This is a genomic window from Fervidicoccus fontis Kam940, from assembly GCF_000258425.1.
GTDB lineage: Archaea > Thermoproteota > Thermoprotei_A > Sulfolobales > Fervidicoccaceae > Fervidicoccus > Fervidicoccus fontis.
The window spans coordinates 1,231,466-1,255,722 of record NC_017461.1 but is presented as its reverse complement, the minus strand read 5'-3'; the positions used below and the strand labels follow the sequence as shown (position 1 = coordinate 1,255,722).

Here is a 24,257-nt window from a genome sequence, read left to right as displayed (position 1 = left end):
GGGTTGAGATAGAAGAAAAATGAGCACAGAAGAACTGACCTCCTCCCCGCCTTAAAAGGCGAGACTTTCAGCTGTAAAAGTTTTATTTATAGCACTTTATTAATGATGAGAATCAGCTTAAGATGCGGGGGGTGGGATTTGAACCCACGCAGGACTTCTCCATCGGAGCCTAAGTCCGACCCCTTTGACCATGCTCGGGCACCCCCGCATTAGGACTGCAATTGTTAATTCTTTTTATATATTCTTATTAATTTTTTGATATAGCATATTTGTTAAAATTCAACTTTCATACGTGTTCTTAGGATATTTCTTATTAACTAGAAATAAAGCTCTTGAACTTTGAGGCAAGCTCTTCTTTCTTCACGCTTCCTTCAATCCTTTCGTTTTTTACAATTGCTCCCTCCTTTACTAGAAATATCATTGTCGTCGGAGAGGCTCTAACCTCGTTTATAAAGAATGTCCTAGATGCCGCTTTTGAATCACACTCCCTAGCAAACCAATCGCACAATATTATATAAAACTTTCCTCTATCTTTGTATTCTTCAACAAATGAATACCACTCAGGATCAAACCTCCTGCAGGCTGAGCATTGAGTATTGTCAAAATAAACTACATAAATTCCATCGCCATTTTCCCCTGGCTGGAATGGCAGTCCATCTCTTCTCAGAAGCTTCCATTCTCCATTGTCAAAATAGTAAATTCCGTTGGGGCTGAAGGGACCTACCGGAAACTTTTTTCTATCAATGCTACTTTTTGAAGCTATTTCAGTTAAAAGCCTGTCTATCAAATCCCTAATATCATTCTCATTTGAGCTCATTGCAATCCACCTATGCAACTTTCAATAATTCTCTTTCCAATTTCTTCTAGTATATGACTTTCTTTTTGAAGCTCCTCAAAATAGTAATTGACCATGCATATGTCAGCCTTTCCCTCAAATTTTTTAAAAAACTCCTGAATATATTTTTTCTGCTCTCTTGCCATATTTCCAATTTCCTTGCACTCCTTCTGAACTTCTTCTCCGAACACCATATTTAAAATGACTTTCTCAACGTTTATTTTGTTCATAGTGAGCTCCTCATAAATGCTACTCGTTACCTGAAGGCCGTAGTAATCGGGAATAGAAACTATATATGCTTTATGGCTTGAAGAAGAGAGAAAGCTCAAAACTTCTTCAGCTATTTTTCTCCAGCTATCAATAAGCTCGGCAGGATCCTTCTTTCCTCTTCTAATTTTCTCCAATGTACCCTTAATTTTTAGGTACATCTTTGAGGCCTGACCGAGATGTTCGTAAAATTCCTTCTCCAGCCTTATAAGCCTAATGCTCCCGCCAGCTGCTGTAGTATCCCAAACTATGTAATCTGCTGACTCGTTCCTGCATAAGTTCTGAACGAAGTACATCAAGAATTCATCAGCTATTCCTGGAGCACCAGCAACATAATCAATTACTTCTCTTTCTACAGGAAAGATAGAAGATGCAACTTCATAAACTTCTTCGCCAAACTTCTTTATCCAAAGCTCTCTCACAATTTTTTCGCTCATTAGATATAGCTCTAGATTGTCCCCGCATTTTGCTTTATACTCTCTCCAATCGCAATCTTTTGAACCCCAGTAAGGAAGCGGGGGAGTAGGGTCAGTTGTGAGATATATCGTCTTTTTTCCTCTTAAAGCTAGCTCAAGAGAGAGGGAAAAAGTTAATGTAGTCTTGCCAACTCCCCCTTTTCCCCAAAAGCTTAAAACAGTTGGGCTCATCTTTTACCACCTTTAAATTTTTAGCTTACCTCCTCACCGCATCTATTCGTGTTGACATCCTTCATCTGCAGAAAAGATAGAAGTTCAGAGACCTTTCTTGAGCGCTGAAAGAGCTCTATCGCTTTGTGCTCAGTTCTAACTCTCATTAGCTTGCAAAGCTGATAACTGAGCTTAAATAAAGATTAAAACATTGTAAATATTTAAACCTAATTCTCGTCTTTTAGTGAGGGAGTTTCAGTTGTAAGCTTTAAGATAGAATGCAAATATCCTAAAAGAGATCCTAAAAGAAATGCATAAACTACTTCGGTTCTACCAATTAAAACTTCATATACAAAAAGAAGGAAGAAACCTGAAATTACAAAACTTAACACGAATCTTGTCGGATAAAAAAACACCTTAAGAAAGAAAGTCAACATCCAAATTATAATACTGCCTATCAATAATTCATATGACTTTAAAGAAAGGAGGGTATTTTTAAAATATAAGTCTATAATGATTAAAATAACTCCTGAAAGTATGCCTAAACTCGCTGTTTTCAGTACAGTTTTTTTGCCTTCTTTGCTATCGCTCAAATTACATGCACCCTTTATAAAAAACAGACACTTACAAGTTAACTTAATGATTTAAAATTATTTTTGTAAAATTTTTCTCATTTGACAAAATAAACGTAACCTTCTATGCCCTTCTTTTTTGAAAGAAGATTTTTTTCAGTAAGCATGTTTAATAATACACTTGAAAGGTTGCTTTCTAATATAGATGAAAGGTCTGAAGGCTCGATGCATCCGTTTATCCTCAAAAGCATGCTTATTTTTTCAGAAACAATTTTTGAAATTGAACCCCTAAGCAGTGGAAAATAAGTATTAATATATCCTTCTATAATTCCAGCATGCAATTCTGCAGGATGGCATGAGCTATATATCGAATCGTTGACAATAGTTTTCCTCAAGATTTTGGTTTTTAGCATAAGGTTATCTAAGGATATGATAGACCTTGTCCTCATTTCATATGGATTTGACGAATTCTTTATTTCCCTCAGCTCTTTCATCGATAAGTCCATAAATTCTTTTAATTTATAATTATTTGTCATCCCTTTCAATTGAGTAATTCCGCTTTCAATCTCACTAAAGCTATAGCTACCGCGATCTATATATTCTTTTTTTCCGATGAGGCTGAACAAGGACTCGCTTAAAGATAAAGCTATTCCGTACAAATAATAGGTGAGAAAGCTTGTAACAATAGTATCAATCGGTTTTGTAGAACTTCTCACTTCTTTATCCTCAATAATCATTCTCAGCGTATTGAGCCAATAAAAGACTCCTCCATATAATTCTCTGTTAGGTCTTCTGTACAGGACCCGCAACGGACAAATGATATTCGGATCAAAAATGCATCTAGCGCTTCCCGAATATGAATAACATTGAAGTTTAAAGCCCTTTTCTGGGCATCTATTTCCTTTTATTGTTACGGGGAGGTCTATTACATATAATAGCTTTCTATAAACTTTTAGAAGGGAAAAAGCAGCATATGATAGAAGAGGAAAATAATTACGAATTTCAAAGAATGACTGAACCGCTCTTTGATCGGACTGGCGGAAGTCGCTAAATGACTCTGATGGTATTAGCACTGAATTTTTATACCTAACTCCTAAGATAATACCAAAAGGAATAGACACTGGTTCAAAATTCTTAATTTTGCTATATTTAGAACTTTTCAGAATTTCAGATAGATTTATCTTACCTTTCATAACTAGCTTTTCCTTGCCTGAAGAAATGACATTTTCAAGTGACTCTTCTGCCTTTTCTAAGTATTTCCACTTATCAACTTTCCTTATTGGCATAAAGTCTTCTGCAAGCAACACTCCTTTAGAACATCTGTTCCTATCAATGCACTCTTCTATTTTCCTCAAAACATCAGATAGAACGAGCTCCTCCTTCTTATACTCGATGACATCATTTTCACATATATTTAGATAGCCGATGCTCTTGCAAATGATGCTTTTATTGCTTAATTCTTCACTCAATTAGCAACAGCCTCTATTAAAGAGATAACCGAAAGTATTTAAGCAGACTATTTTATATTAATTTTTAAAATTTAACGATCTATAAAGTTATTTGTAAATAAATATCAGTGGTCGAAAGTAATGAGAGAAACATATAGTGAATACAAAGCGAAGAAAGGACTTTTGAAGAGCCGGGTATTACTCAGTGACGATGATAAGATTGAAAAAATCGAGATAACTGGGGACTTCTTCATTTATCCCGAGGAATTTTTATGGATATTGGAGGAAAGGCTTAAAGGAACAAAATTTGATGAAAATGCGGTAAAAGAAGTAGTAACTAAGCTGATTGATGAGCTCAGTGCTGAATTTGTTGGAATGACTCCAGATGATCTCGTAAGAGCTATAATTGGTGGTGAATGAAATTGGGCGAATTGAGGGTATTACTAGAGGAAAGACCTGAGGATCCTTATATGAATTTATCAATTGAGGAAGCACTTTTTATAAGCAGGTGCAGAGATGATGGAGATGACATCTTAAGAATATGGAGAAATAAAAATGCTGTTGTAATAGGAGTTTTTCAGGTTCCAGAAGAAGAAGTAGATCTTGAATATGCGAAAAATAACGGAATAGCGATAACAAGAAGATTCACAGGGGGAGGAGCGGTGTACCACGATTTAGGTAATATTAACTTCGCTTTTTCAACAAAGGTGCCGGAGGGAGAAAAGGGGGGAGTTGACTACCTTTTTAATTATCTAATAAACGGTGCAATATATGCATTGGAAAAGCTGGGCTTCTCTCCTAAAAAAGAAAATTATAATGATATCATCATAGATGGGAAAAAAATTATTGGAATTGCAGGAAGCATAAGAAGAAACTGCGCATTTATTCACGGAGCTATGTTATACAATACAAATCTAAGCGTGCTTTCAAGCGTCCTTAAAGTTCCCCTAAAAAAGCTCGCAGAAAAGAAAGTTAGCTCCGTAAAATATAGGGTGACTACAATTTCTCAAATCAGGAATGATATAAGAGAGAGAGACGTAGTCAATGCTCTAATTTATGGATTTATGAGAGTAAAGGATTTGAAAGGATTCTACTTAGATTTTCTATCGGAAAAAGAGTTTGATTTATCACTTGAATTATATAAAAACAAATACTCTACTTATGAATGGAACTACGAGAGAAAAAGACCATAAGCGAAGCAATTATTTTTCGAGGCATCTTAAAGAACGAGATTTTCTAATATAATCTCTTCACTTATGTTGCTGCTTTTTCCAATAAGTATGGACATCAAATTGTCCCTCTGAATTAAGAGGAGCAATACGTATCCAAGACTGAGAGCCGGTGAAAACGGATACTTTCCGAACTGGTGTTCAGCCAAGTTCCTGATTTTTCTCTTTATATTAAAACTTACGTCTTTCTTCTCATCTTTTTCAGATTTTATATTCAGCTTTGAAGCTAGCAATTCAAATGAACTTTCATAACTCCCAGAAATTAGAGAATTTGATATATCTTTACCATTTATAAAGAAGCCATTGTATTCCAATGCGATATGCTCGATGGATTTTTTATCATTGCACATTTTATGAGCGTTGATAAATTCCTCAACTGCTTTCATGTCCATATATGCGCCTAAAAGTTCCCTGACCATCATATAGTTGAACGTATCAATTTCGCTAAAAGCGGACTTTATCTTTTTCGCATAAAACATCGTTCCTAGGATCTGATATAGAGAAAAACACGAGCTTTGTTCGGCAAGCTGTTTGTACTTACCCAGCTCGGCGACAATTTCATACCCAAAAAAATACTTCATAAGCAAAGCTATGCTGTTTGGATCTTCATTTAATGTTACAGAACCCGAATCTATTCCCTTTTTCAGCTTAGAAAATGTTTCATCAGAAAGTATGAAGCCCGCATAGGATATATTTTTTTTATTTTGGTATATTTTCACTACAGAAAGCAATGCACTCATGTTAAGCCAATTATAAAAGCTTCCTACTAATGAAGATGTTTCTTCTGGAGCAATCTTTATAATTTCTTCTATCATACTTAGAGTAAATTTTTCGATCTGGGTTGCAATCATATCGACATTGATTTCCGATTTTTCTCCGCTTATTTTAATTCCAGACTGCTCCAAAATGCTTATGATCTTCTCAAGTTCGTTTGTCTCAATTATCGATTTGTAGCTGTTAAAATTTAACAATTTGGACTTCCAATAGTAGAGCTTAGGCGTCAAATATGAATAATCAAGCTCTCTCATCGAATTTCCCCAGAAAGGACTTTAAAGCCTCTTCAACAGCTAATTTGAATTTTCTCTCCTTTGCTTCTTCAATTTTGGCCAATTCTTCTTTGAGCTTTTTGTTGTATTCTTCCTCAACTTCCTTAGATTCGTTTTTGAGCTTTTCGTCTATTTCCTTTTTGGCTGAGATTACAATCGCATTTGCTACTTCGTTCAGCATTTTCGCATTTCTCTCTGCAACTTCAATTAAATTCGAGAACTTCTTTTCATAAGTGCTTTTTAATTCCTCAACGTCTTTTTCAAAATCGGTGATTATCTTGATTGATTCGCTAATTCTTTTCATATCATACCGCCAAAAATCAAAACATTGTTTTAAAATTTCTAATTTTTATTTAATAAGTTTACTCCGATATTTTAACCAATGAAATAATATAACCCGTGAATGATGATTGGATAGGGCTAGGTCTGAGCGCATCTTTTGAAACCGCATATTCTCTGCTAAACGTCTCGAATATTCTGTTTATTTTAAATTTGCTGGAATCATCTATTGAGGCAAGGAATTTAATCACTTGATTTAAGGTTGGTACGAATATGACAATTCTTGCGTCTGGGGCTAAGGATGGATATATTGCATTAACTGCATTCCAAGGATCGGGGAGGTCTAAAAAGAAGGCGTTAAGATCGCTCTCATCAATGCCTTCCTTTACATCTTTCTTTCTGATCTTTCCACTAACATCGTACCCAAGAAGAGAGAGGTTATTTATAGCTGTTTCTATCATATCATCTCTCAAATCATAGCCGTAATATTCTCCCTCATTTCCAATAATGCTTAGTATATGGGCTGCAAGAAACCCGGATCCTACTCCAGCCTCGCCTACTTTATCTCCTCTTTTTAACCCTGCTTCAGAAATAATCGCATATGCGTCTTTAGGATAGATGACTTGACTTTTCCTTTTGAAAAGAGAATATATTATTTCGTCAATTGTAGGCTTCTGAACAAGAATTCTCGCACCGCTATTAGTTTTTACAAATTTCCCTAACAGGTTTTTGCCTATTATATCGTCATGCTTAATTCTTCCATACTTGCTTTCAGTATATTTTCCTCTTTTCAGGACTACAAGCTTCTTCGTATTGTCTGGAAAAAAGAGCACTACGGGCATTCCTTCATCTAGCAATATTCCCGACCTCAAAGATTTTTTTATTCCAATCTGTACGGACAGAGCTTGCTGAATATACAGTTCTTGCACTCCCAATCCCATCTAGGGGCATATTTTTTAGATAAGTAGTCAAATACCAGCTTACTCAGATCCAAATTGTCCTTTTTTATTGGAAACTCTGCTATTCTATCGGGAGAGACATAAATAAGAGTGCCCTTGCTGATATTGGTCATAGAGAGGTAAATTTTTAGTTGAAGAATATGATGATCATGAGGTATCCCTAAGCTACTTTTTGCTGTTTTTATTTCAATCACTTCCTCCCCTTCTTTATAAGCATCCATTCTTCCCTTTAGAACAAACTCTTCGGAGTTTATATATATCTTCTCTGAAATTTCCTTTTCTATCTCATAACCCAAGTCCTTTAAATAGAGTTGTAACCCCTTATGGATCAGCTCTCCCTGAATAGCCTGCGGTTCAAAAATAAAAGAAATTTCAGGATATTGCATTCTGAAAAGCCTTTTCAATGGACAGTAAACCAGATCTGAGACATATATAATGTTTGGATTTTTTATTTCTGATAGTCTATCATTGAACTCTTTCAGTTTCTCCTCATAGACTTTCTTGATTACAATATTGGAAAAGTTTAACTGGTCAAATGGAACATTTTCAGTCATCTTTTATCATCATTGCATATTGCTTCAGGGGTAATACCATTCATCATTATTTAATTATTACTAATTTCATAATTTATTTACTTTTAGATCTGTATAAAGACCTTCAACTTTAGCTTTTGATAGCGGATTTGTTATCCAAGGGTCAATTAGAACCGTCTTAACTCTATTCTGACCTCCTTCCCCCCGCCATAAATAGTGAGACTTGTCGCTTGTTTTGTCAAAGTGAAAAAAAGTGTCGTGTAGCACAAATCAACAAAGTGTATGAATTATATATGCATTAAAGAAGTTAGGAAATTTTTAAGACTTTAATCTTTATTAAAGCCCAGTGATTAGCTTTGAAGTGCTGATTAATTCAAATGATTCTCATAGCAAAAAGGGAAAGCTTTAAGTTTGCAGAACATTAATGTCCAACACACTCTCTAATAAATCGATTGAATATGCAATTATTCTCCTCAGACTTTCTGCAACGTAGCTGAGGTTAACTGAATATTTAAGAAGAGATACTCTAAGCTCTGATTCTACATTCATCAAGTTTATTGCTTTTTCAGTTATTTCATTTAGTAGCTCACCATCAAACTTCAAAACCAGCTTTAGAATTTGAGATTCTAAATCCTTTATAGAATTAATCAAATTCAGTATTCCTTCCTTTTCTTTGTCGTTTATATTAGACTGGACAAGCTCTACTTCCAAGTTTTTTGATATTGCTGATACATGGTCTCCTATTCTTTCTAATGATTTTGTGGCAAGTGCGTAATGAACAGAAGAGCTTGGGTTGATCCGTTCTTGGGTCGGCATATTGTAAATGTTAACTAAGTATCTTATAGAATATAGATACAGCCTGTCTATATAATCATCCCTTTGATATATATCCTTAATAATTTTTAAGTCGTTTTTGCGCAGTCCAATAGCTAGATCTTCAAGCATGTATATTATAGTTTTCATCATGCTGTTTATTACATGTGTAATATCTGAAAATGTTGTGTCAAGTATAGCTCCCAAAACGATGTCGTTTGAAGTTTCTTCTAATATTTCTAGCCCAAGTACCTTTTTCTTCAGAGAATCGGCAATGCTTGAAAGCGTTTTTTTGCATTCAACATCGCTCGCATGTAGGACTATTTCTTTCTTTCCGGCTAAGTATTGAGCAATAATTGTCCTCTCTATAAAATTCCTGCTTTCCTTACATGTGAAAGAAATTTCTGCTTTTGAAAAATGCTCTCTTCTTTCTGGCGCGTATATAAGAAGCGCCTGATTACTGAGTTCTTCAACAAATAGCTCTTCACCTTCCTTCAAATCGACCTTTTCGGCCCAGCTTTTAGGAAGGCTGAGAATGTAAGTAGATCCTCCAACAATTTGCACTCTTCTCCTGTACAATTCTCACACCTTAAAAAATATATTTTTCTATAGACTTTATAAGACTTTTCAAAAAAATAAAAATTTATAAAATTATTTTCTCGCCAGGATTTACCACTATAACTTTTGTCTTGGTTAGTGATTCGACTAATGACTTAAAGGCTAATGGATCAGCCTTAATCTCCTCGAAAGTATTGTAGTGCATTGGCACGACCATTTTAGGCTTAATCAGCTGAACTGCCTTTACTGCTTCCTTTATTCCCATAGTGAAGTGTCCCCCAATTGGAAGAAATGCGAGGTCTGGTGAATACAGCTCGCTTATTATGCTCATATCAGTGAAAACACCTGTGTCCCCTGCATGGTAAAAAGTGAAGTCCCTTCCTGATACGACAACTCCCACAGGAACAGCTTTTTCACTTGAATGCACTGCAGGAACGAGCACTATATCTAAATCGTCTATGCTCAATCGCCCTCCTACATTTCCACCGATCGCAGAAATCCCATTTTTTTCAGCCTCTTCAGCTAATTCATAAACTCCTACCATCTTAGCGCCCGTTATTTTGCATATATCATAAGCATTCCCCAAATGATCTGAGTGATCGTGAGTGACAATGATATAGTCGATCTTTTTATTAGAAAAATCTTCAACTTTAGCTTTTGATAGCGGATTTGTTATCCAAGGGTCAATTAGAACCGTCTTAACTCTATTGTCAAGCCCCACTAATTGAATCTCAAACGCGCTGTGACCGTAATAATTTATTTCGGTCATTCAATCTCACCAAAATATTAATTTAAGATGATTTGTTGCTTTTAAACATTCTTGAAATTATTATGCTCACAGATACTATTATCATAACGGCAGTTAGTCCCCAAATTATAGGGGACATCGCACTCTCTAGAACCTGGACTTCCATCCCGCTTCTGTCCAGAGCAAATATTACAATTACAATATACAGCAATATTCGCAAATATTCGGCAATGGGAGATAGAATGATTTCTTCTTCTCTTATCTCTGAAGTACTGTATATATACCCTACAAACGAATCAACCAATATGAATCCTGGAATTACGATTATAATTACTTTAGCAAGCCCCCAAAGATATACTTTCATGATTGTCAGGATTAGGCTAGAAAAGTAGCCTAAATTGAGGTTAATGAAGATATATTCAAACCCGAGCAAAATAAAGAATGCGTATAAAAACCATGATGTAACTAGTGCGAAAAACTCACTTGCTGAATATCCAGCCTTGTCTAAAGCCCTACCGATTGTGAATTTCTTCAGCCAATTATCAAATCCGGTCCTCTTTAAAGATGCTTCAATGAGATATTTCATTAATCTTCCAATGAGGTAACCTACTAGTATGATAATTACTGCAATCACTACAGAAAAAAGAATATCATAAAAGCTGCTCAAGCCAAACATCTCCTTAAAATGTTAGTTCTATATATAATTAAACACTGTGATTTTTAAATATTAAAAGAAATTAGCTGTTTAACAACTGAAAGCCTCGTTTTTTAGGGCGGGGAGGAGGTCAGATAATTCATATAGGAACAGGCGTCTTGCTGTTCAAGAGGAACTGCAGAACTAAAGGAGATATGAAAACCTCTATAACTGCTGCTATAAGTAGCAGTATAACAATATTCAGCACGTACTTCGGCATCTTTTTTAATACATCGAAAAAGTTGTTTTCTCTTCTAAACATAAACTTCCAAAAGTTTACTCCAAGAGAAGTGCCGTAAGCTGCTGAAAGAAAAATTGCCGTAAGCTCAAAAATACCGTGCGGCATTAATGATAATATGCCAGAAAAAACACTCAACCCTTCCTGAGTTAAAAGCCCGACAACCAGTCCGGTAATTATACCATTAGCCAGTACTATGAAAGAGGGAATTACAACTGTCAAACCGCTTAAGATTGAAATTAGAGAAACGGTTAAGTTGTTAACAAAAATTGCAAGAACAGATGAAGGTGAAAATGGCTTAAAGTTTATTGTTTTCGCCTTTTCTCCAACTCCTCCTATTAACTGCGATATCAGATCGCTCTGACCGCTCAGTACAATTAAATATCCTAATATACCGCCAATTAAAAACAGGAAAATCATTAATGCCATAAGCTTCTTTAAAGACAATTTCATCCACTTTCTTTTTTTAATTAAATCGCAATGAACGCGAATAAATTTTACTGATAGAAAGCTCTCTTTTCTAATATATAGAATAAATATATAATCAACGAGAAAAAAATAATGAATGAAAAAATTTTGGTGGTAAATTTGTTGAATTTTAAGCCAATTAAGCTTACCGAAGGGATATACTGGGTCGGGGTTAAAGATTGGAGCAGAAAAATATTTGACGCATTTGCTCCACTAGAGAGGGGCACCAGCTACAACTCCTATTTAGTAAAAGGAAGCACATCTGTTGCTCTTATTGACACCGTTGAATCAGATTTTCAAAGCGAATTCTTTGAAAAGCTTGAGAGTGTTGTTAATATTAAGGACATAAAATACGTCATTATGAATCATGCTGAACCGGATCATTCAGGTTCTATACCTGTCGTAATGGAAAAGGCTTCTGATGCTAAGCTTGTGACGACGGCATTTGGCGCAAAGCTAGCAAAAGTCTTTTATCATGTTCCAGATGAAAGAATCAAGATAGTAAGAGATGGTGATATAATAGATTTAGGAGGAAGAACGCTGAAATTTATTGAAGCGCCTATGCTTCACTGGCCTGAAACTATGTTTACTTACCTTGTTGAGGACGGCGTACTTTTTTCATGCGACTTCTTCAGCGCTCATTTAGCAGAAGGAATCTGGGATGATGATGTCAGCGATATCATTGAATTCTCAAAGGAATATTGGGCTACAATAATGATGCCTTTTAGAACGAACGCTATCTCCGCGCTCAAAAAGATTTCAAACCTAAAAATAAAAATGATAGCCCCGTCTCATGGACCGATTATTCGGCACCCAGAAAAAATTTTGGAAAAATATAATGAATGGACAGAAGGGAAAACAGATAAGAAAGTTTTGATTCTCTATGTTAGCATGTACAAACATACGGAAAGCATTGCGAGATTGCTAGAAAGTGAATTTTTTAACAGGGGGATTAATGTTAAACTGTATGACTTAGTTCAAGCTAACTTAAGCGAAGTTTCAAAGAACATGGCTGATTCCAGCGCGATAGTCCTAGCTGTTCCGACAATAATTGGTAGCATTCATCCAATACCTTTTAATTATCTTTATCTTTTAAAGCTTTTGAAGCCTCCGATAAAATATGCAGGAGTAATAATAACGTTTGGATGGGGGACAAGCGCTGATAAACAAATTGAAGAGCTCTTAAAAGATAGCAAAATCGAAATACTTGACACAATCAAAGTTAACGTGAATCTTTCTGAGGATAATAAAAAGCAAATTCTTAGTTTGGTCGAAAAAATTGAGGCAAAACTGAGAACTTAAGTGCTCGCAAACAAACAATATTTCACATTGAAATAAGAAAAGAATAAAAGGAAAAGAAAAATATTTGTAATTTGAAATCCGTCTGATGATGAGGAATCCGGGAACGGATATAAGAATGAAGTTTTATGCTTTTTTCTGAAGCGGTTTAAATTTATCAGAGCGAATAATTCAAGAATAAGCATTACAATAATTTTTCAGGATTTTCTACCAATAATTCAATGAGGATTTCTGCGCATTTGCAAATACCTAGACTTTCAATTCTAACAAAAAGTTATACAAAGTTTTGAAAAACCAAAGGTATTATGTTGACAGATAACATACTTTTCTCTCACACAACTTGAAATGAGAGAAATGCTATAAGCTTCATCCATGTCTAAGTAAAACATCTTATCCTCAACATACATTTACGACTTTAAGAAAATTAAATATATAAATAAAAAATTGTTTTTAAAAGGAAGTAAAAGGATAAAGAAAAATGTTGAACTGTCATGCAACAGGTAAAAGGTATATATATCAGAAGCTGTCCTAACTGCGGTGGTCCTGTATCAGATCTCAGGCTCTCAAAAGGGCTAGCATGTGAAAGATGCTTACCAGATATAAATGAAGAATTGGATTTCGAGCGCCTATTGCTTAAGTTAAAAGAAGAGGGCTCTTTAAAGGAGCTAAAAAAGTACTATAATATGGAGGAAATGCTAAAAGAATTTGTCGATATGTTCGAAAAAGCTTTAAGGAACCCTCCTTGGAGCGCCCAAATCACATGGGCCAAAAGAGTTTTTCTCAATAAAAGCTTTTCCATTGTTGCTCCTACAGGGGTTGGAAAAACTGTATTTGGAATGATTACTGCTTTATTTTTCTCTAAGCACAAAGAGAAAAGTATGATAGTTCTCCCAACTAGAGCCTTGGTTTCTCAGGTATGTGAAAAGCTTGAACGATTCAAAGAAACACTTGAAATTGATGCAAAAATCTTATGCTCTTCAATGCTCAGAGCGGGTATTAAGTCCGAAGTTTTAGAAATGTTGTCTAAAGGAGATTTTGACATTTTTGTTTGCACTTCTAAATTCATGATAAGGAATTCTTCGATATTGAAAAGAGCTGGTTTCCGCTTCTTTTTTGTAGATGACGTTGACTCCGTTCTAAAAAGCGGTAAAAGTATAGAATCCCTTTTTAACGCGATGGGCTTTAGCAGCGAAGCTATCAATCTTGTTCTAGAGATTTCACGTTTACGTTCACTAGCAATGAGAGCACAGGAGGACAATAAGAGTGAAAAGTTGAGAAAAGAACTCAATGAAAAGCTGGAAAAGCTTAAAAAAGAGAAAGAAAAAATCGGTGCAGTTTTAGTTGTAAGTAGCGCTACAGGTAGCCCAAAGGGGAGGAAAATTTCGCTTTTTAAAGAGCTCTTGGGATTCCAAGTTGGAACAAAGACTGAGCAACTTAGAAATGTAGTTGATACCTATAAGGTAGTTTCCGACGAGGATCTAGAGAAAGAACTTGTAAGCTTAGTAAAAAAACTGGGTTCGGGGGGTTTGGTATTTGTTCCAAGCGATATGGGAACCGAATATGCAAAAAAGATTGCTGATTTGCTAAATTATATAGGAATAAAAAGTGAAGCGATTTCTTCAAAGAATATCAGATCCATAAAAAGTTTCGAAACAGGTGAAATAGATGTTTTAGTGGGCGTTTCAATCTACTATGGCATCCTTGTAAGAGGACTGGATCTTCCTCACAGGGTTAGATATGTTATATTTGCAGGACTGCCGAGGTTCAAATTCACACTCCAGCTGGAAAATATACATCCTCTGAATGTACTGACTATTCTCTCACTTCTTTCAAAGGCAAACATTAAAGATGTATCTGAACAAGCAAAGGTATATTTGAAAAACATTAGAAGAATTTTGAGAAGCTTGTCTCCAGCTGCAATTCAAATCATAGCTAATAAACTTATTGAGGGAAAGATCGAAAATGATATAGATAGAGCATTTATGGAAAGCATTCAATTCTTGAAGAACTCATTGAAGAGAGAAGACGTTAAAAATTATCTACTGAGCACAAATGAGGTCTTCGTAAAAAAGGAGGGAGAGAAATTCTTCATTTATGTGCCTGATATAAAAAGCTATATTCAGGCGAGCGGAAGATGCAGCAGATTATATGCGGGAGGTTTGACCAAAGGGCTAGCAATAACTCTTGTTCCCAAGAGTGAAAATCGGTTATTTGAAATCTTCCAAAGAACTGCAAGGATATATATAGAAAGTGCGGATATTAAGCCACTTGAAATCATAGACCTTAATCAGGTTTTGAAAGAAATTGATGAAGATAGGAAAAAAGTTCTAAAGATAATTGAAGGAAAGTTTGAGGGAGAAAAATTAGATTTAGTGAAGAGCGCTCTTATGATAGTAGAGTCCCCGAATAAGGCGAAGACTATCTCAAACTTTTTCGGAAGGCCGAGTGTCAGGATACTTGGAGAAAACCTAAAGGCATATGAAGTTTCTATTGGAAATTTGATGCTTCTTATTACTTCTAGCGGAGGACATATAGTTGATGTGGTAACAAATGCAAATGATAATGAGCTTAAAGCGTATTCCGGTTTAAAAAAAGAGCTTTACGGAATACTGTACGATGAGAAGAGAAAAACTTTCGTACCTGTATATTCGACAATAAAGAAGTGCTTGAACTGCGGCAATCAATTTTCAGATGAAATCGATAGGTGCCCTAGGTGCGGTAGCAGAGAGATAAAGGACAGCAGAAATGTAATAAATGCTCTAAGAGACTTGGCAACTGAAGTGGATAAAGTTCTCATTGCCACCGATCCAGATACCGAAGGAGAAAAAATCGGATGGGATATTTCTGTTCTACTTAGACCCTTTACTCAAAACATCAAGAGAGTACTCTTTCACGAAGTTACTCGAAGAGCAATATTAAAGGCACTATCAGAAGAAAAATTAATAGATGAAAAGCTAGTGGATGCGCAGATTACAAGAAGGGTTGAAGACAGGTGGATCGGCTTTTCGCTATCGCAAAAGCTTCAAAAGGACTTTTGGAAAGAATATTGCATGAAGTATGTTAAGAATGAGAGCAGATGCTCGGAAAATAAAAATTTAAGCGCAGGAAGGGTTCAAACACCAGTTTTAGGATGGATAATTGAAAGATATCATGATCACTTAAAAAGCGAAAAGACAATAATTTCTATACAAGCAAAAAATGGAGGTTTAATTGAGCTTTCATTTGCAAAAGAGGATTATAATAGAGAATTAGATTTGGATGCGCTGAAAGAAAAGAAAGTAATCGTAAAGGTGGTAAAGGAGGAGGATGCAGAAGTATTCCCAAGGCCGCCCTTCACCACAGATACTCTACTCATTGAATCAAATAAGGTTCTTGGACTAAGCGCTTCAAGAACGATGCAGCTTGCACAAGATCTTTTTGAAGCAGGTTTGATAACATATCACAGAACTGACAGCATAAGAGTTTCCACAACAGGCATAGAAGTTGCTAAAGATTATATTCAAAGAAATTTTGTAGATAGTTGGGAAAAATTATTCACTCCAAGAATATGGGGATCTGAGGGAGCACATGAAGCCATTAGACCGACAAGACCTCTCAGTAAAGATGACCTGATCAAGCTTATCGATGAAGGAGAAATAATCGTTCCGAAGCCTTTGACGAGAACGCATTTCTCTTTATATGATCTAATATTTAGAAGATTCGTAGCATCCCAAATGAAGCCATGCGTTGTAAGTAAGCAATTTATTGTATATGAAATAGAGGGAACTGGTATAAAAATATCTGAAGAGATTTTAACAAATAACATCAAAGATAAAGGGTTTCTGACCGTATATAGCTATTTAGAACTCAGGCAAAGAATGAAAGAAGGTTCTTATAGCATCGTTAATGTAAATGCTATAAAGAAAAGGGTCATTCAATTATATACCCAGGCGGATCTTGTTTCGAAGATGAAAGAGAGGGGATTAGGGAGACCAAGCACATATGCAACGATTATCTCAAAAATTCTTACTAGAAGATATGCTCTGGAAAGCGGAAAGTACAGGAAAATAGTTCCAACGAAGCTCGGAATAAATGTCTATAATTACCTTTCAGCTAATTTCAGCAAACTAGTAAGCGAAGAAAGGACGAGATCGCTGGAAGAAAAAATGAGTAGGGTCGCAAATGGAGAAGAAGACTATAGAAATGTAATAGAAGAATTATATAGAGAGATAAGCGAAATCTCTAAATAATTTTCAACGGATTTTTAATTGCACTGCCTTATAAAAAAGTCAAAAGCCAGACAAAAGCAACTTAAAAAATATAAGTCAATATAAAACTTTATAATTAGAATCATTTAAGTTATTTATATATTCTTAAGAACAATTATTAGTGGAAAAGAGGTATAACTTGATGAAAATAGCTATTGCTCACATGACACTAAAATTACTCTCAAAGAAGCTCAATTTCGAAAGAGCTAAAAAAGTTGTTCATGAAGCAAAGCAGAAAGGTGCTAAAGTTGTCATTCTTCCATCAATGATAAATTTAGGTCCTGCTATTTCATTTACAAGCCCTGCTCAACTGAAATCTATCCTTAAGAATCATGCAGAGAGAATACCTAGCGGAGGAACAGCATATTTCCTTTCAACTTTGGCTGTACAGAACAGCATCTTCATAATCTCTGGGCCAATACTAGAAAGGGCTGGACCTAAGGTTTTTTTGACCTCCCTAGCGATATCTCCTACTGGAAATATTGTAGGAAAATATAGAAAAATAGTTTTAAGCCACTCGGATATTTCTATCGGTTTATCTTCTGGAAAGAGCCTTGAAGTAGTTGATATGAAAGAAAAATATGGAATCATGGCGGAGTGGGACTCTTATCATCCTGAAATCGCTAGGGGGCTTACAATTTTAGGCTCAACAGTTTTAATAAATTTCCCAAGAATTGAACCTGTTTTTGATAAAAAACTGAAAAAAATTCTTGAAACGAGAAGCATTGAAAACAATGTTCCAATAATGTCTATTGGAGGAATTATAAAATCTCAAGATCAGTTTTTGGCAGAATTTCCATCTTTAATTTATGATCCTTATGAAGGGCTTTTGGAAGAAATCACTTTAGAGTCTAAAAAAGAGGAAAAAACGATGAAAGTAAGTGATGAGGACAAGGTAGTTCTTTTAGAACTTCAAAATTACACTCAAAAGCCACAACTTCAAGAACAGAAATATTTGATGGAGCTCTTCACTACTGTATATAAAGATTTGAAGAAAAAGATGGAAGGTCAGGAAGAGGAAGCTACAAAGCACTCAGAGTAAGTATTTATTAGATCGACTTAATAGACATTCTTGTTTTTAGTTAATTTCAAGAACTATGCACTCTCTGATTTGAATTAAAAAAGTCGAAATAGAGCCGGGGGCGGGATTTGAACCCGCGATAAAACGGGTTTCCACTTAAATCGATAGGCGGTTTAATTCAAAATTTATCTGCAGCCCGCCGCCTTAGACCGCTCGGCCACCCCGGCGCAATCAATTTAAAAATTAGAAAGCGGTTTCATCCTTTCTTCATTCCTAATTTCTTCTTCTTTGGTCTTAAATTTTTACTGCCACATCTCCTGCATTTAGTAGCATTAGGAGGGTTGATAGCTCCGCAATTCCTACAAATCATCTTGTCTAATACTCTCTTCGTTACTATTTCGACAAGTTCAGGATCTTTTATGGGCATAAAACCACACCTGCATTACTACAATTTCAAGCCTCTTTTTTAAGACCTTAAATCCATCTTATTAAGTTAATTACAATTGAGCTTTTTAAGTTTTCTCATCTTTGTTTCCCTTACTTCATATGCGCAGATCATTTTCGTTTTATACTTAAATTGTCAAAAATAATTTTAATGGTGGTTCTTGAAATGAAGAAGAACATTACTGTAAAGGTTTCCGATGACGTGCTGGAGCTCATAAAGGAACTGATTCGATCAGGAAAATATAAGAACAGAAATCAGATAATAAACAAGGCTTTGGATGAATTTTTAGCAAAGGAAATATTTAGCATAGACTACCTCAACGTAAAGAGAAATAATGAGAATTCAGTAGCTACTGATTAAATTAATGAGACCAAAGATGTTCGAAATATATTTTACCAAGTTCTACGAAGTAATTATGATCTGACCAGAGAGCGTTAAGCTGATTACCATTTTTAAATATAAGTATTATCTCATCGCTGATAATTCCGCTTCCAAACATCTCATCCGCAATCTTGTAATTTTCTCTTACCATAATGTTTTTATCTTTTAAAAACTCATAGACACCCTTAGTTATTATCATCCAAATTTTAGCACCTTTATCCTTTAAGCTACTAATTTTTTCAAAAAATTCATCATTAATTATTTCCTTATGAGATATCGCAATTAGAACTTCCTTCGATGCTTTAGAAAAAACTTTTTCAATATAATATTGAATTTTACCTTCGTTTAAAAGAAATATCCTGAAAAGAGGCGGGCTCCCTACAGATGCTCTCTCCAGCAAAGGTATAACTTTGGTTTCAACCTCCTCCATTTTTTTACTTATTTCATGCTTTGTTTCATTCCAAACCTCTGCTATATTTACTGGATAAAATATAGAGGGTCTGTCAGAGCTTTTCATCACCCAGCCTTTTTCTATGAGCTTTGAAAGGGACTCGTAAACTTTAGACTGCGGCAGTCCTGTCATAACAGAAAGCTCTTTTGCGGTCAGACCTCCAGAATTAAGGAGACGAAGATATATCTCAATATCTCTTTTTTTCATTCCATATACTTTCAGCAATTTTAGTAAAGGCTCTACTTCGCTTATTATAAACTGAGGCAAATTGCTATTTTCGATCATTTTGCTTTTACCTATATAATTAATTATGATTTTAAGAAAGAAAAATTTTTACTTTTAAAAATCTCGCCTCTTTAATGCATGAATGAAAGGCTTATAGAAGCTTTATATTCTGTATTCCGCTTTGATAATAGGTGATTAGAAAAGCTTTATGTGTTGTTAAAGATTTGTCCCTAAGAAAAAGATGCTGGATTAGCAACATAAAAAGCTCTTTTATCGCTCAGGAGAACATTAACGCAAAATTTTTCCATAATAAAAATTTCTATCGTTCTGCAAAGATGATCACTAAGCTTAAATAAAAAAGCAATTCCCTAAAAATACCTAAACCTCTATCCTTGCTATAATTAGTAGAGCTTTCAGTTGTAATATCTATTTCTAAAAAAGATTTTGCAATTTTTGTTAACAAAAATTCAATCCATTAGAAATCCTGGTAATTCTTTTATATCTATTATAGGGATCATTATGGTTCCAGGTATGTTCTTATCAGCAAATGCCACATTTTCTCCATTTTCCGTTATTCGGAATGAAATGTAGTGAGACTTTTTGCAGTTATCATTTTCAGCACATTTAACATAATAAAATATGGGAATCCCACGTAATTCGTAAAAGTCCCTTAGTATCGCTATTATTCCAAGCCTTGTTTCATTGTTAGATTCATATCTAATAATATGCATTGTCTGTCCAATTGGAGAAGTTGTTGCACATAAACGAGCAAGATCTGATATGCTTTTTAATTCTATTTCAATCATTTTTTTCTTGCTTATACCTTCACTCATTTTTCATACGCCCTTTAAACTGCTATACTCAACAGTTTTTTATTTTTTTAACACATTTAATCTTCTTTCTCAAGTTTAAAAATTATTAAGAATTTGCTTAACGAATACGCGGCGAAAAATAAGACTCAGAATTGGTGTCATTCTTCACCTTTCAGTAATACCAACCATCATCATTGTCAATTTTTTAATTTCACATTATTCTTTTTTTATGATATATCTCTATTTATTTTTAGCTGAACATAAAATAACTAAAGAAAGTTGTCTGCAATAACTAGCTTTCTAATACTAGCTTGGACCATTTAATATAATTGTTTATAATCATGTAGCTTTTAGAGACAATTTTCTTCTGTTCACATGGCGTTTCATAGATGTTTCCTAAATTATCCTCAGCTACGATTTTTGAGGTTTCCTCTCCGCAGTTTTCTATCTTAACAGAAGCTAATTTATTTCCCAAAGCCATTGATTCGATATCAAGAAAATTTGCCTGTTTTATATTTTTCTGCATCGTTCTTATCGCCCTATCTCCTTCTGTTGCAAATACTATATTCTTACGATAATTTTTAAAGCTATCGTTTTTATTTTATAGCACAAACATGCCAACTATAATACATTCGTTGTTTAGATTAGAGACATGAAAATTGCTCCTTTATCTGTTCTATTAAAAAGTCAGCAGAATTTTTAACTTCTTCGCTCAATTGCTCTCCGAAGTTTAAACTCTTCGGCTGTATTCCTATCAAGAAAATTTTTTCCGCTTTTAACCCAACAGCATCAAATATCAGGCGAATTGGTAACTTGTGTATGCTAATAGAAGTTTTATCGCTAATCCCTTCAGTTATTAAAATAGACCCCGGAGAAGCACCGAAGTCAACAGAGTCAATTATAACGATTACATCAGGCTGAAAGCTAAAAGCTTTGTTATTCAAATTTTCTGGAACGTCCACTGAAACTGTATTTTTGCAGTTTAGTTTATCGCAAATATACGGTCCTACACCATCATCTTCTCTTAGCTCATTTCCAAGACAAATTATCAGGGCTTTTTTTTCATTTAATAAATTTTTTAATTTTTCCTGAATCATCATTACCACAATTTATAATCGAAAAACTTGCTTTTTATGGTAGCAATGAGATTTAAATATTTTTAAGATTTCAATCTTTATTTAAGCTTAGCGATCAGCTTTGCAAGGTAATTAGGGTACTAAACCTTATTGTCCATATGAAGAACAAAACAAGTACAAAGTAGTAGAGCTCTTCCGAGCTTAATTAGGAACTCTAATCTTTCTATCTTCAGTGAAGATGAAAAATATATTTATGAATAGATGCGGAACCTTCGCTTTCCAGGAGAAGAGAGACTAGCTACGTATAATAATCCTTAATTTTTAGCATGCTATCAAACAAAATCTTTATTTACATTTTTTGATAAATTAATAATAAAAAATCAAATATAAAATTAAAAGTAAAAATAAATAACAATTATATTTATATATATTTATCAAATATTTTAGGTAAAAAGAGTTGTGATAACAATGACGAATAAACAGTTAATATGCCCTTTCTGCGGATTAGGATGCGCTGTCACATTAAAAATTGATGAGTTTGGAAGGCCCTATGCAGTTGATGCGTTTGAAGGCGACCATGTAAGCAAGGGAAAAGCTTGTCCTAAACCTTTCTCTATTCCTTCATTTTTGAATTCCTCTAACAGATTAGCTCATCCGATGAAAAGAAAAGAAAATGGTTTTGTCGAAATAAGCTGGGGCGATGCGATAAAGGAGATTTCCGAGAGAATAAAAGAGATAACAAAAAGCGATGACCCATCATCTTTGGGTTTTTTGGGCTCAGCAAATTGTACTAACGAAGACAACTACGTTTTTCAAAAATTCGCTAGGGCTATCGGAACTAATAACATTGATCATCACGCCTCTTTTTTTGCTCTATCTGAAATCAATGCTATGTACAAATCTTTAGGAATACCCTCTCTTTCTTCCACATATGAAGAGCTTTTAAAATCTTCTGTTGTTCTTATTTGGGGTTTCAACCCTGCAGAAACTAATCCTGTCTTAATGGGCCAATATATTCTAAAAGCAAAAGAAAAGGGTGCAAAAGTTGTTGTAGTTGATCCCAGGAAAACAAAAACTGCTTGGTTTTCGGATATTCACTTAATGCTGAATCCAAAAACTGATTATGCTCTTGCGCTTTCCTTACTAAATGTGATTTTCAACGAGAAGTTATACGATAAGAATTATTCTGAAAGGATTAACTTATCGCAGAAATCTATAGAAGTAATCAATAGCTACAGTCCTGAAGTAGTCGAGAAGATCTGCGGAATACAAGCAAATACAATAAGGCAGGTAGCTAAGCTGATTGCTACTTCAGGAAAAGCTTCAATTCTGTGGGGATTAGGAATATTGCAACAGATAAATGGAGATGATATAATTGAAGCATTGCTTACTATTTCAGCATTGTGCGGATACCTGGGAAAAGAAGGTTGCGTGGTGGGCGGAATCAAAAATGAAGTTAATCTTCAGGGAGCAAGCGATATGGGAGTGCTTCCCAACTTCCTTCCTGGCTATATAGATGTTTCTAATAAAAATGAAATAGAAAAGTTTTCTAAAATATGGGGCTTTTATGTACCAGATAAAGAAGGGATGAATGCCTTTGAAATGTTATATTCATCTAATTCAACAAAAATAAAAGGACTTTACATTATGGGGATGAACCCATTAGTTTTGCTTCCCAACATGAACTTAACCAAAAAGATATTGGAAAATTTGGACTTTTTAGTCGTTCAAGATTCATTTTTTACTGAAACGGCTGAATTTGCCGATATAATCCTTCCAGCTGCAACGCTTCCGGAAAAAGATGGAACTGTTACAAATTTTGAGAGGAGGGTGAGGTGGAACAATAAAGCTGTAGAGCCTGTAGGAGAAGCGAAGCCGGATTGGATGATCGTTAGGGAAATCGCTAAAGAGCTTGGGTTTGAAAGCTTCTTTAGCTTTAATAGCACTGAAGAAGTGACGAGAGAAATATCAAGCGTAAACCCGCTATATAGCAATATCACACCAGAAAAACTTAAAGAAAACACGAGTGGTATCTTTTGGAACATTAATACAAATGATAAAAATGAGGAGAAATTTCTTTTCTTGAAGGGCTTCTATACCCCAAGTGGAAAATTTGAGCTACAATTGAACGAGACTTTTGAAATTGAAAAGCAAAGCGCAAACTTACCATTTTTACTCATTACATTTGAATATGCAGGGCAGCATGGAGCTGCAACTCTAACGAGGAACTTCAGCCCATTGATGAAGAGGTGGGGAGAAGCGATAGGAGAGCTCAATGTTGAAACTGCAAAATCTCTGGGAATTAATGAAGGGGATAAGGTAAAAATTAAAACGGAATATGGAGAGTTTTCGTGTAAAGTTCACCTTACTCAAAATATCGTTAAAGATGTTATAGCTGTACCTTGGCATTTTGGAGCAAATTCAATTTTTAGTTGTGAGATAGCTAAAAAGTACAGAAAACCCGAGCTAAAAGTTTTTCCATGCAGTATTATCATTCAAGGTGAAAAACAATGACAGTTCTATTGATAATGGATCCTAAAAAATGCATTGGATGCAGAGCATGTGAAGTTGCATGTGAGACGCTCCATAACGGAATTTCAAACATAACTGTATATACGGTCGAGGATTCCCTCGTTAATGTTCCATTAACCTGCATGCACTGCAAAGATGCACAATGTATAAACATATGTCCAGTTGGTGCAATGAAAAGAGATGAAGATGGTGCTGTCTATGTTGATTCATTGCAATGTATAGGTTGCGGCATGTGTACAATTGCATGCCCATTCGGAATACCGATGCTCTACTCAGAATTAAAAGTAGCTGTTAAGTGTGACTTATGTATGGACAGGAGAAAGGCTGGACTCAAGCCCGCATGTGCAACCGTATGCCCAGCAGATGCAATAACGTATAGAAAAATAGAAGATGTAGCTGCGCAGAAGCGTGAAGCCACAGTTACAAAAAGAGCAGCGCCTTTAGCCAAAAAATAA

25 protein-coding genes and 2 tRNA genes are annotated in these 24,257 nt (G+C 35.0%); 8 read left to right on the top strand and 19 right to left on the bottom strand.

All coding sequences use genetic code 11. The features are described 5' to 3' along the window. Positions 1-123: 123 nt before the first annotated feature. From FFONT_RS06570 to FFONT_RS06550, 5 genes are all read right to left on the bottom strand, one after another. Positions 124-208: transfer RNA gene (locus FFONT_RS06570), tRNA-Leu, on the bottom strand. 105 nt (positions 209-313) lie between these two features. Beyond that, positions 314-817, bottom strand: a complete 504-nt coding sequence (locus tag FFONT_RS06565; RefSeq protein ID WP_014558454.1) for a thioredoxin domain-containing protein — start codon at positions 815-817, stop codon at positions 314-316. Next, positions 814-1,749 carry an ArsA family ATPase gene (locus FFONT_RS06560; RefSeq protein ID WP_014558453.1) on the bottom strand — a complete coding sequence of 312 codons (936 nt, stop codon included), beginning with the start codon at positions 1,747-1,749 and terminating at the stop codon, positions 814-816. The genes FFONT_RS06565 and FFONT_RS06560 overlap by 4 nt, the downstream gene beginning before the upstream one ends. 206 nt (positions 1,750-1,955) lie before the next feature. After that, positions 1,956-2,321 carry a hypothetical protein gene (locus tag FFONT_RS06555; protein ID WP_014558451.1) on the bottom strand — a complete coding sequence of 122 codons (366 nt, stop codon included), beginning with the start codon at positions 2,319-2,321 and terminating at the stop codon, positions 1,956-1,958. Positions 2,322-2,398: 77 nt separating this feature from the next. Continuing rightward, entirely contained in the window at positions 2,399-3,769 is a 1,371-nt protein-coding gene (locus tag FFONT_RS06550) for a hypothetical protein (RefSeq protein WP_014558450.1), read from the bottom strand. A 120-nt stretch (positions 3,770-3,889) separates the two neighbouring features. On the opposite strand from FFONT_RS06550, the gene FFONT_RS06545 reads away from it, so the two are divergent. After that, positions 3,890-4,168, top strand: a complete 279-nt coding sequence (locus FFONT_RS06545) for a lipoate protein ligase C-terminal domain-containing protein (RefSeq protein WP_014558449.1) — start codon at positions 3,890-3,892, stop codon at positions 4,166-4,168. Between the two features lie 2 nt (positions 4,169-4,170). Next, entirely contained in the window at positions 4,171-4,941 is a 771-nt protein-coding gene (locus tag FFONT_RS06540) for a lipoate--protein ligase family protein (protein WP_158308339.1), read from the top strand. A gap of 26 nt (positions 4,942-4,967) precedes the next feature. Here the strand turns inward: FFONT_RS06540 and FFONT_RS06535 are convergent, their stop codons facing one another. The 8 genes from FFONT_RS06535 to FFONT_RS06495 all read right to left on the bottom strand — a co-directional run bounded on the left by FFONT_RS06535 (position 4,968) and on the right by FFONT_RS06495 (position 11,292). After that, on the bottom strand, positions 4,968-6,005 hold the full coding sequence (locus FFONT_RS06535) for a V-type ATPase subunit (protein WP_014558447.1): 1,038 nt from the start codon (positions 6,003-6,005) through the stop codon (positions 4,968-4,970). Continuing rightward, complete coding sequence (locus tag FFONT_RS06530; RefSeq protein WP_014558446.1) at positions 5,992-6,327, bottom strand: hypothetical protein; 336 nt, start codon at positions 6,325-6,327, stop codon at positions 5,992-5,994. Before FFONT_RS06530 ends, FFONT_RS06535 begins: the two co-directional genes overlap by 14 nt. Positions 6,328-6,385: 58 nt before the next feature. Then, the gene (locus FFONT_RS06525) at positions 6,386-7,231 is read right to left on the bottom strand and encodes a tRNA (adenine-N1)-methyltransferase (protein WP_158308338.1); all 846 of its coding nucleotides are present in this window, start codon (positions 7,229-7,231) and stop codon (positions 6,386-6,388) included. Continuing rightward, on the bottom strand, positions 7,183-7,815 hold the full coding sequence (gene cas4 / locus FFONT_RS06520) for a CRISPR-associated protein Cas4 (RefSeq protein ID WP_014558444.1): 633 nt from the start codon (positions 7,813-7,815) through the stop codon (positions 7,183-7,185). The genes FFONT_RS06525 and cas4 overlap by 49 nt, the downstream gene beginning before the upstream one ends. 384 nt (positions 7,816-8,199) lie before the next feature. Further along, a complete protein-coding gene (locus FFONT_RS06510; protein WP_148683773.1) occupies positions 8,200-9,186 on the bottom strand; it encodes a phosphate signaling complex PhoU family protein in 987 nt (328 codons plus the stop codon). Positions 9,187-9,250: 64 nt separating this feature from the next. Next, positions 9,251-9,934 (bottom strand): metal-dependent hydrolase, encoded by a 684-nt coding sequence (locus FFONT_RS06505; RefSeq protein ID WP_148683772.1) that lies wholly within the window; start codon positions 9,932-9,934, stop codon positions 9,251-9,253. Positions 9,935-9,956: 22 nt separating this feature from the next. Next, positions 9,957-10,580 (bottom strand): mechanosensitive ion channel family protein, encoded by a 624-nt coding sequence (locus tag FFONT_RS06500; protein WP_158308337.1) that lies wholly within the window; start codon positions 10,578-10,580, stop codon positions 9,957-9,959. A 127-nt stretch (positions 10,581-10,707) separates the two neighbouring features. After that, entirely contained in the window at positions 10,708-11,292 is a 585-nt protein-coding gene (locus FFONT_RS06495; protein ID WP_158308336.1) for a stage II sporulation protein M, read from the bottom strand. A gap of 132 nt (positions 11,293-11,424) precedes the next feature. Between FFONT_RS06495 and FFONT_RS06490 the strand changes: the two genes are divergently transcribed. The 3 genes from FFONT_RS06490 (at position 11,425) to FFONT_RS06480 (ending at position 17,901) form a co-directional block, all read left to right on the top strand. Next, positions 11,425-12,615: an FprA family A-type flavoprotein gene (locus FFONT_RS06490; RefSeq protein ID WP_425276991.1), complete on the top strand. Its 1,191-nt coding sequence runs from the start codon at positions 11,425-11,427 to the stop codon at positions 12,613-12,615. Positions 12,616-13,103: 488 nt separating this feature from the next. Then, entirely contained in the window at positions 13,104-16,841 is a 3,738-nt protein-coding gene (gene rgy / locus FFONT_RS06485) for a reverse gyrase (RefSeq protein WP_014558438.1), read from the top strand. 160 nt (positions 16,842-17,001) lie between these two features. Continuing rightward, positions 17,002-17,901: a carbon-nitrogen hydrolase family protein gene (locus FFONT_RS06480; RefSeq protein ID WP_148683771.1), complete on the top strand. Its 900-nt coding sequence runs from the start codon at positions 17,002-17,004 to the stop codon at positions 17,899-17,901. A 92-nt stretch (positions 17,902-17,993) separates the two neighbouring features. Here FFONT_RS06480 and FFONT_RS06475 read toward each other — a convergent pair. Together FFONT_RS06475 and FFONT_RS06470 are read right to left on the bottom strand one after the other, a co-directional pair. Next, a tRNA-Cys gene (locus FFONT_RS06475) sits at positions 17,994-18,107 on the bottom strand. A 29-nt stretch (positions 18,108-18,136) separates the two neighbouring features. Continuing rightward, a complete protein-coding gene (locus tag FFONT_RS06470) occupies positions 18,137-18,307 on the bottom strand; it encodes a 50S ribosomal protein L40e (RefSeq protein ID WP_014558436.1) in 171 nt (56 codons plus the stop codon). A gap of 183 nt (positions 18,308-18,490) precedes the next feature. On the opposite strand from FFONT_RS06470, the gene FFONT_RS06465 reads away from it, so the two are divergent. Further along, positions 18,491-18,685 (top strand): ribbon-helix-helix domain-containing protein, encoded by a 195-nt coding sequence (locus FFONT_RS06465; protein WP_158308335.1) that lies wholly within the window; start codon positions 18,491-18,493, stop codon positions 18,683-18,685. A gap of 1 nt (position 18,686) precedes the next feature. Here the strand turns inward: FFONT_RS06465 and FFONT_RS06460 are convergent, their stop codons facing one another. The 4 genes from FFONT_RS06460 to FFONT_RS06445 all read right to left on the bottom strand — a co-directional run bounded on the left by FFONT_RS06460 (position 18,687) and on the right by FFONT_RS06445 (position 21,291). Next, entirely contained in the window at positions 18,687-19,442 is a 756-nt protein-coding gene (locus FFONT_RS06460; RefSeq protein ID WP_014558434.1) for a TrmB family transcriptional regulator, read from the bottom strand. Between the two features lie 407 nt (positions 19,443-19,849). Then, entirely contained in the window at positions 19,850-20,215 is a 366-nt protein-coding gene (locus FFONT_RS06455) for a hypothetical protein (RefSeq protein ID WP_014558432.1), read from the bottom strand. Positions 20,216-20,486: 271 nt separating this feature from the next. After that, positions 20,487-20,720 carry a hypothetical protein gene (locus FFONT_RS06450; RefSeq protein WP_014558431.1) on the bottom strand — a complete coding sequence of 78 codons (234 nt, stop codon included), beginning with the start codon at positions 20,718-20,720 and terminating at the stop codon, positions 20,487-20,489. Positions 20,721-20,838: 118 nt separating this feature from the next. Continuing rightward, positions 20,839-21,291 (bottom strand): hydrogenase maturation protease, encoded by a 453-nt coding sequence (locus FFONT_RS06445; protein ID WP_158308334.1) that lies wholly within the window; start codon positions 21,289-21,291, stop codon positions 20,839-20,841. A gap of 447 nt (positions 21,292-21,738) precedes the next feature. Here FFONT_RS06445 and FFONT_RS06440 point away from each other — a divergent pair, with 447 nt between their 5' ends. Together FFONT_RS06440 and FFONT_RS06435 are read left to right on the top strand one after the other, a co-directional pair. Next, entirely contained in the window at positions 21,739-23,784 is a 2,046-nt protein-coding gene (locus tag FFONT_RS06440; RefSeq protein ID WP_148683770.1) for a molybdopterin oxidoreductase family protein, read from the top strand. Next, entirely contained in the window at positions 23,781-24,257 is a 477-nt protein-coding gene (locus tag FFONT_RS06435; RefSeq protein ID WP_014558428.1) for a 4Fe-4S dicluster domain-containing protein, read from the top strand. The genes FFONT_RS06440 and FFONT_RS06435 overlap by 4 nt, the downstream gene beginning before the upstream one ends.

What these genes read in the sequence shown, in the direction of transcription:
- FFONT_RS06565 (WP_014558454.1), bottom strand. Translation starts at nt 817, where the DNA reads ATGAGCTCAAATGAGAATGATATTAGGGATTTGATAGACAGGCTTTTA.
- FFONT_RS06560 (WP_014558453.1), bottom strand. Translation starts at nt 1,749, where the DNA reads ATGAGCCCAACTGTTTTAAGCTTTTGGGGAAAAGGGGGAGTTGGCAAG.
- FFONT_RS06545 (WP_014558449.1), top strand. Translation starts at nt 3,890, where the DNA reads ATGAGAGAAACATATAGTGAATACAAAGCGAAGAAAGGACTTTTGAAG.
- FFONT_RS06535 (WP_014558447.1), bottom strand. Translation starts at nt 6,005, where the DNA reads ATGAGAGAGCTTGATTATTCATATTTGACGCCTAAGCTCTACTATTGG.
- FFONT_RS06530 (WP_014558446.1), bottom strand. Translation starts at nt 6,327, where the DNA reads ATGAAAAGAATTAGCGAATCAATCAAGATAATCACCGATTTTGAAAAA.
- cas4 (WP_014558444.1), bottom strand. Translation starts at nt 7,815, where the DNA reads ATGACTGAAAATGTTCCATTTGACCAGTTAAACTTTTCCAATATTGTA.
- FFONT_RS06505 (WP_148683772.1), bottom strand. Translation starts at nt 9,934, where the DNA reads ATGACCGAAATAAATTATTACGGTCACAGCGCGTTTGAGATTCAATTA.
- rgy (WP_014558438.1), top strand. Translation starts at nt 13,104, where the DNA reads ATGCAACAGGTAAAAGGTATATATATCAGAAGCTGTCCTAACTGCGGT.
- FFONT_RS06480 (WP_148683771.1), top strand. Translation starts at nt 17,002, where the DNA reads ATGAAAATAGCTATTGCTCACATGACACTAAAATTACTCTCAAAGAAG.
- FFONT_RS06470 (WP_014558436.1), bottom strand. Translation starts at nt 18,307, where the DNA reads ATGCCCATAAAAGATCCTGAACTTGTCGAAATAGTAACGAAGAGAGTA.
- FFONT_RS06465 (WP_158308335.1), top strand. Translation starts at nt 18,491, where the DNA reads ATGAAGAAGAACATTACTGTAAAGGTTTCCGATGACGTGCTGGAGCTC.
- FFONT_RS06460 (WP_014558434.1), bottom strand. Translation starts at nt 19,442, where the DNA reads ATGATCGAAAATAGCAATTTGCCTCAGTTTATAATAAGCGAAGTAGAG.
- FFONT_RS06455 (WP_014558432.1), bottom strand. Translation starts at nt 20,215, where the DNA reads ATGAGTGAAGGTATAAGCAAGAAAAAAATGATTGAAATAGAATTAAAA.
- FFONT_RS06450 (WP_014558431.1), bottom strand. Translation starts at nt 20,720, where the DNA reads ATGCAGAAAAATATAAAACAGGCAAATTTTCTTGATATCGAATCAATG.
- FFONT_RS06445 (WP_158308334.1), bottom strand. Translation starts at nt 21,291, where the DNA reads ATGATTCAGGAAAAATTAAAAAATTTATTAAATGAAAAAAAAGCCCTG.
- FFONT_RS06440 (WP_148683770.1), top strand. Translation starts at nt 21,739, where the DNA reads ATGACGAATAAACAGTTAATATGCCCTTTCTGCGGATTAGGATGCGCT.
- FFONT_RS06435 (WP_014558428.1), top strand. Translation starts at nt 23,781, where the DNA reads ATGACAGTTCTATTGATAATGGATCCTAAAAAATGCATTGGATGCAGA.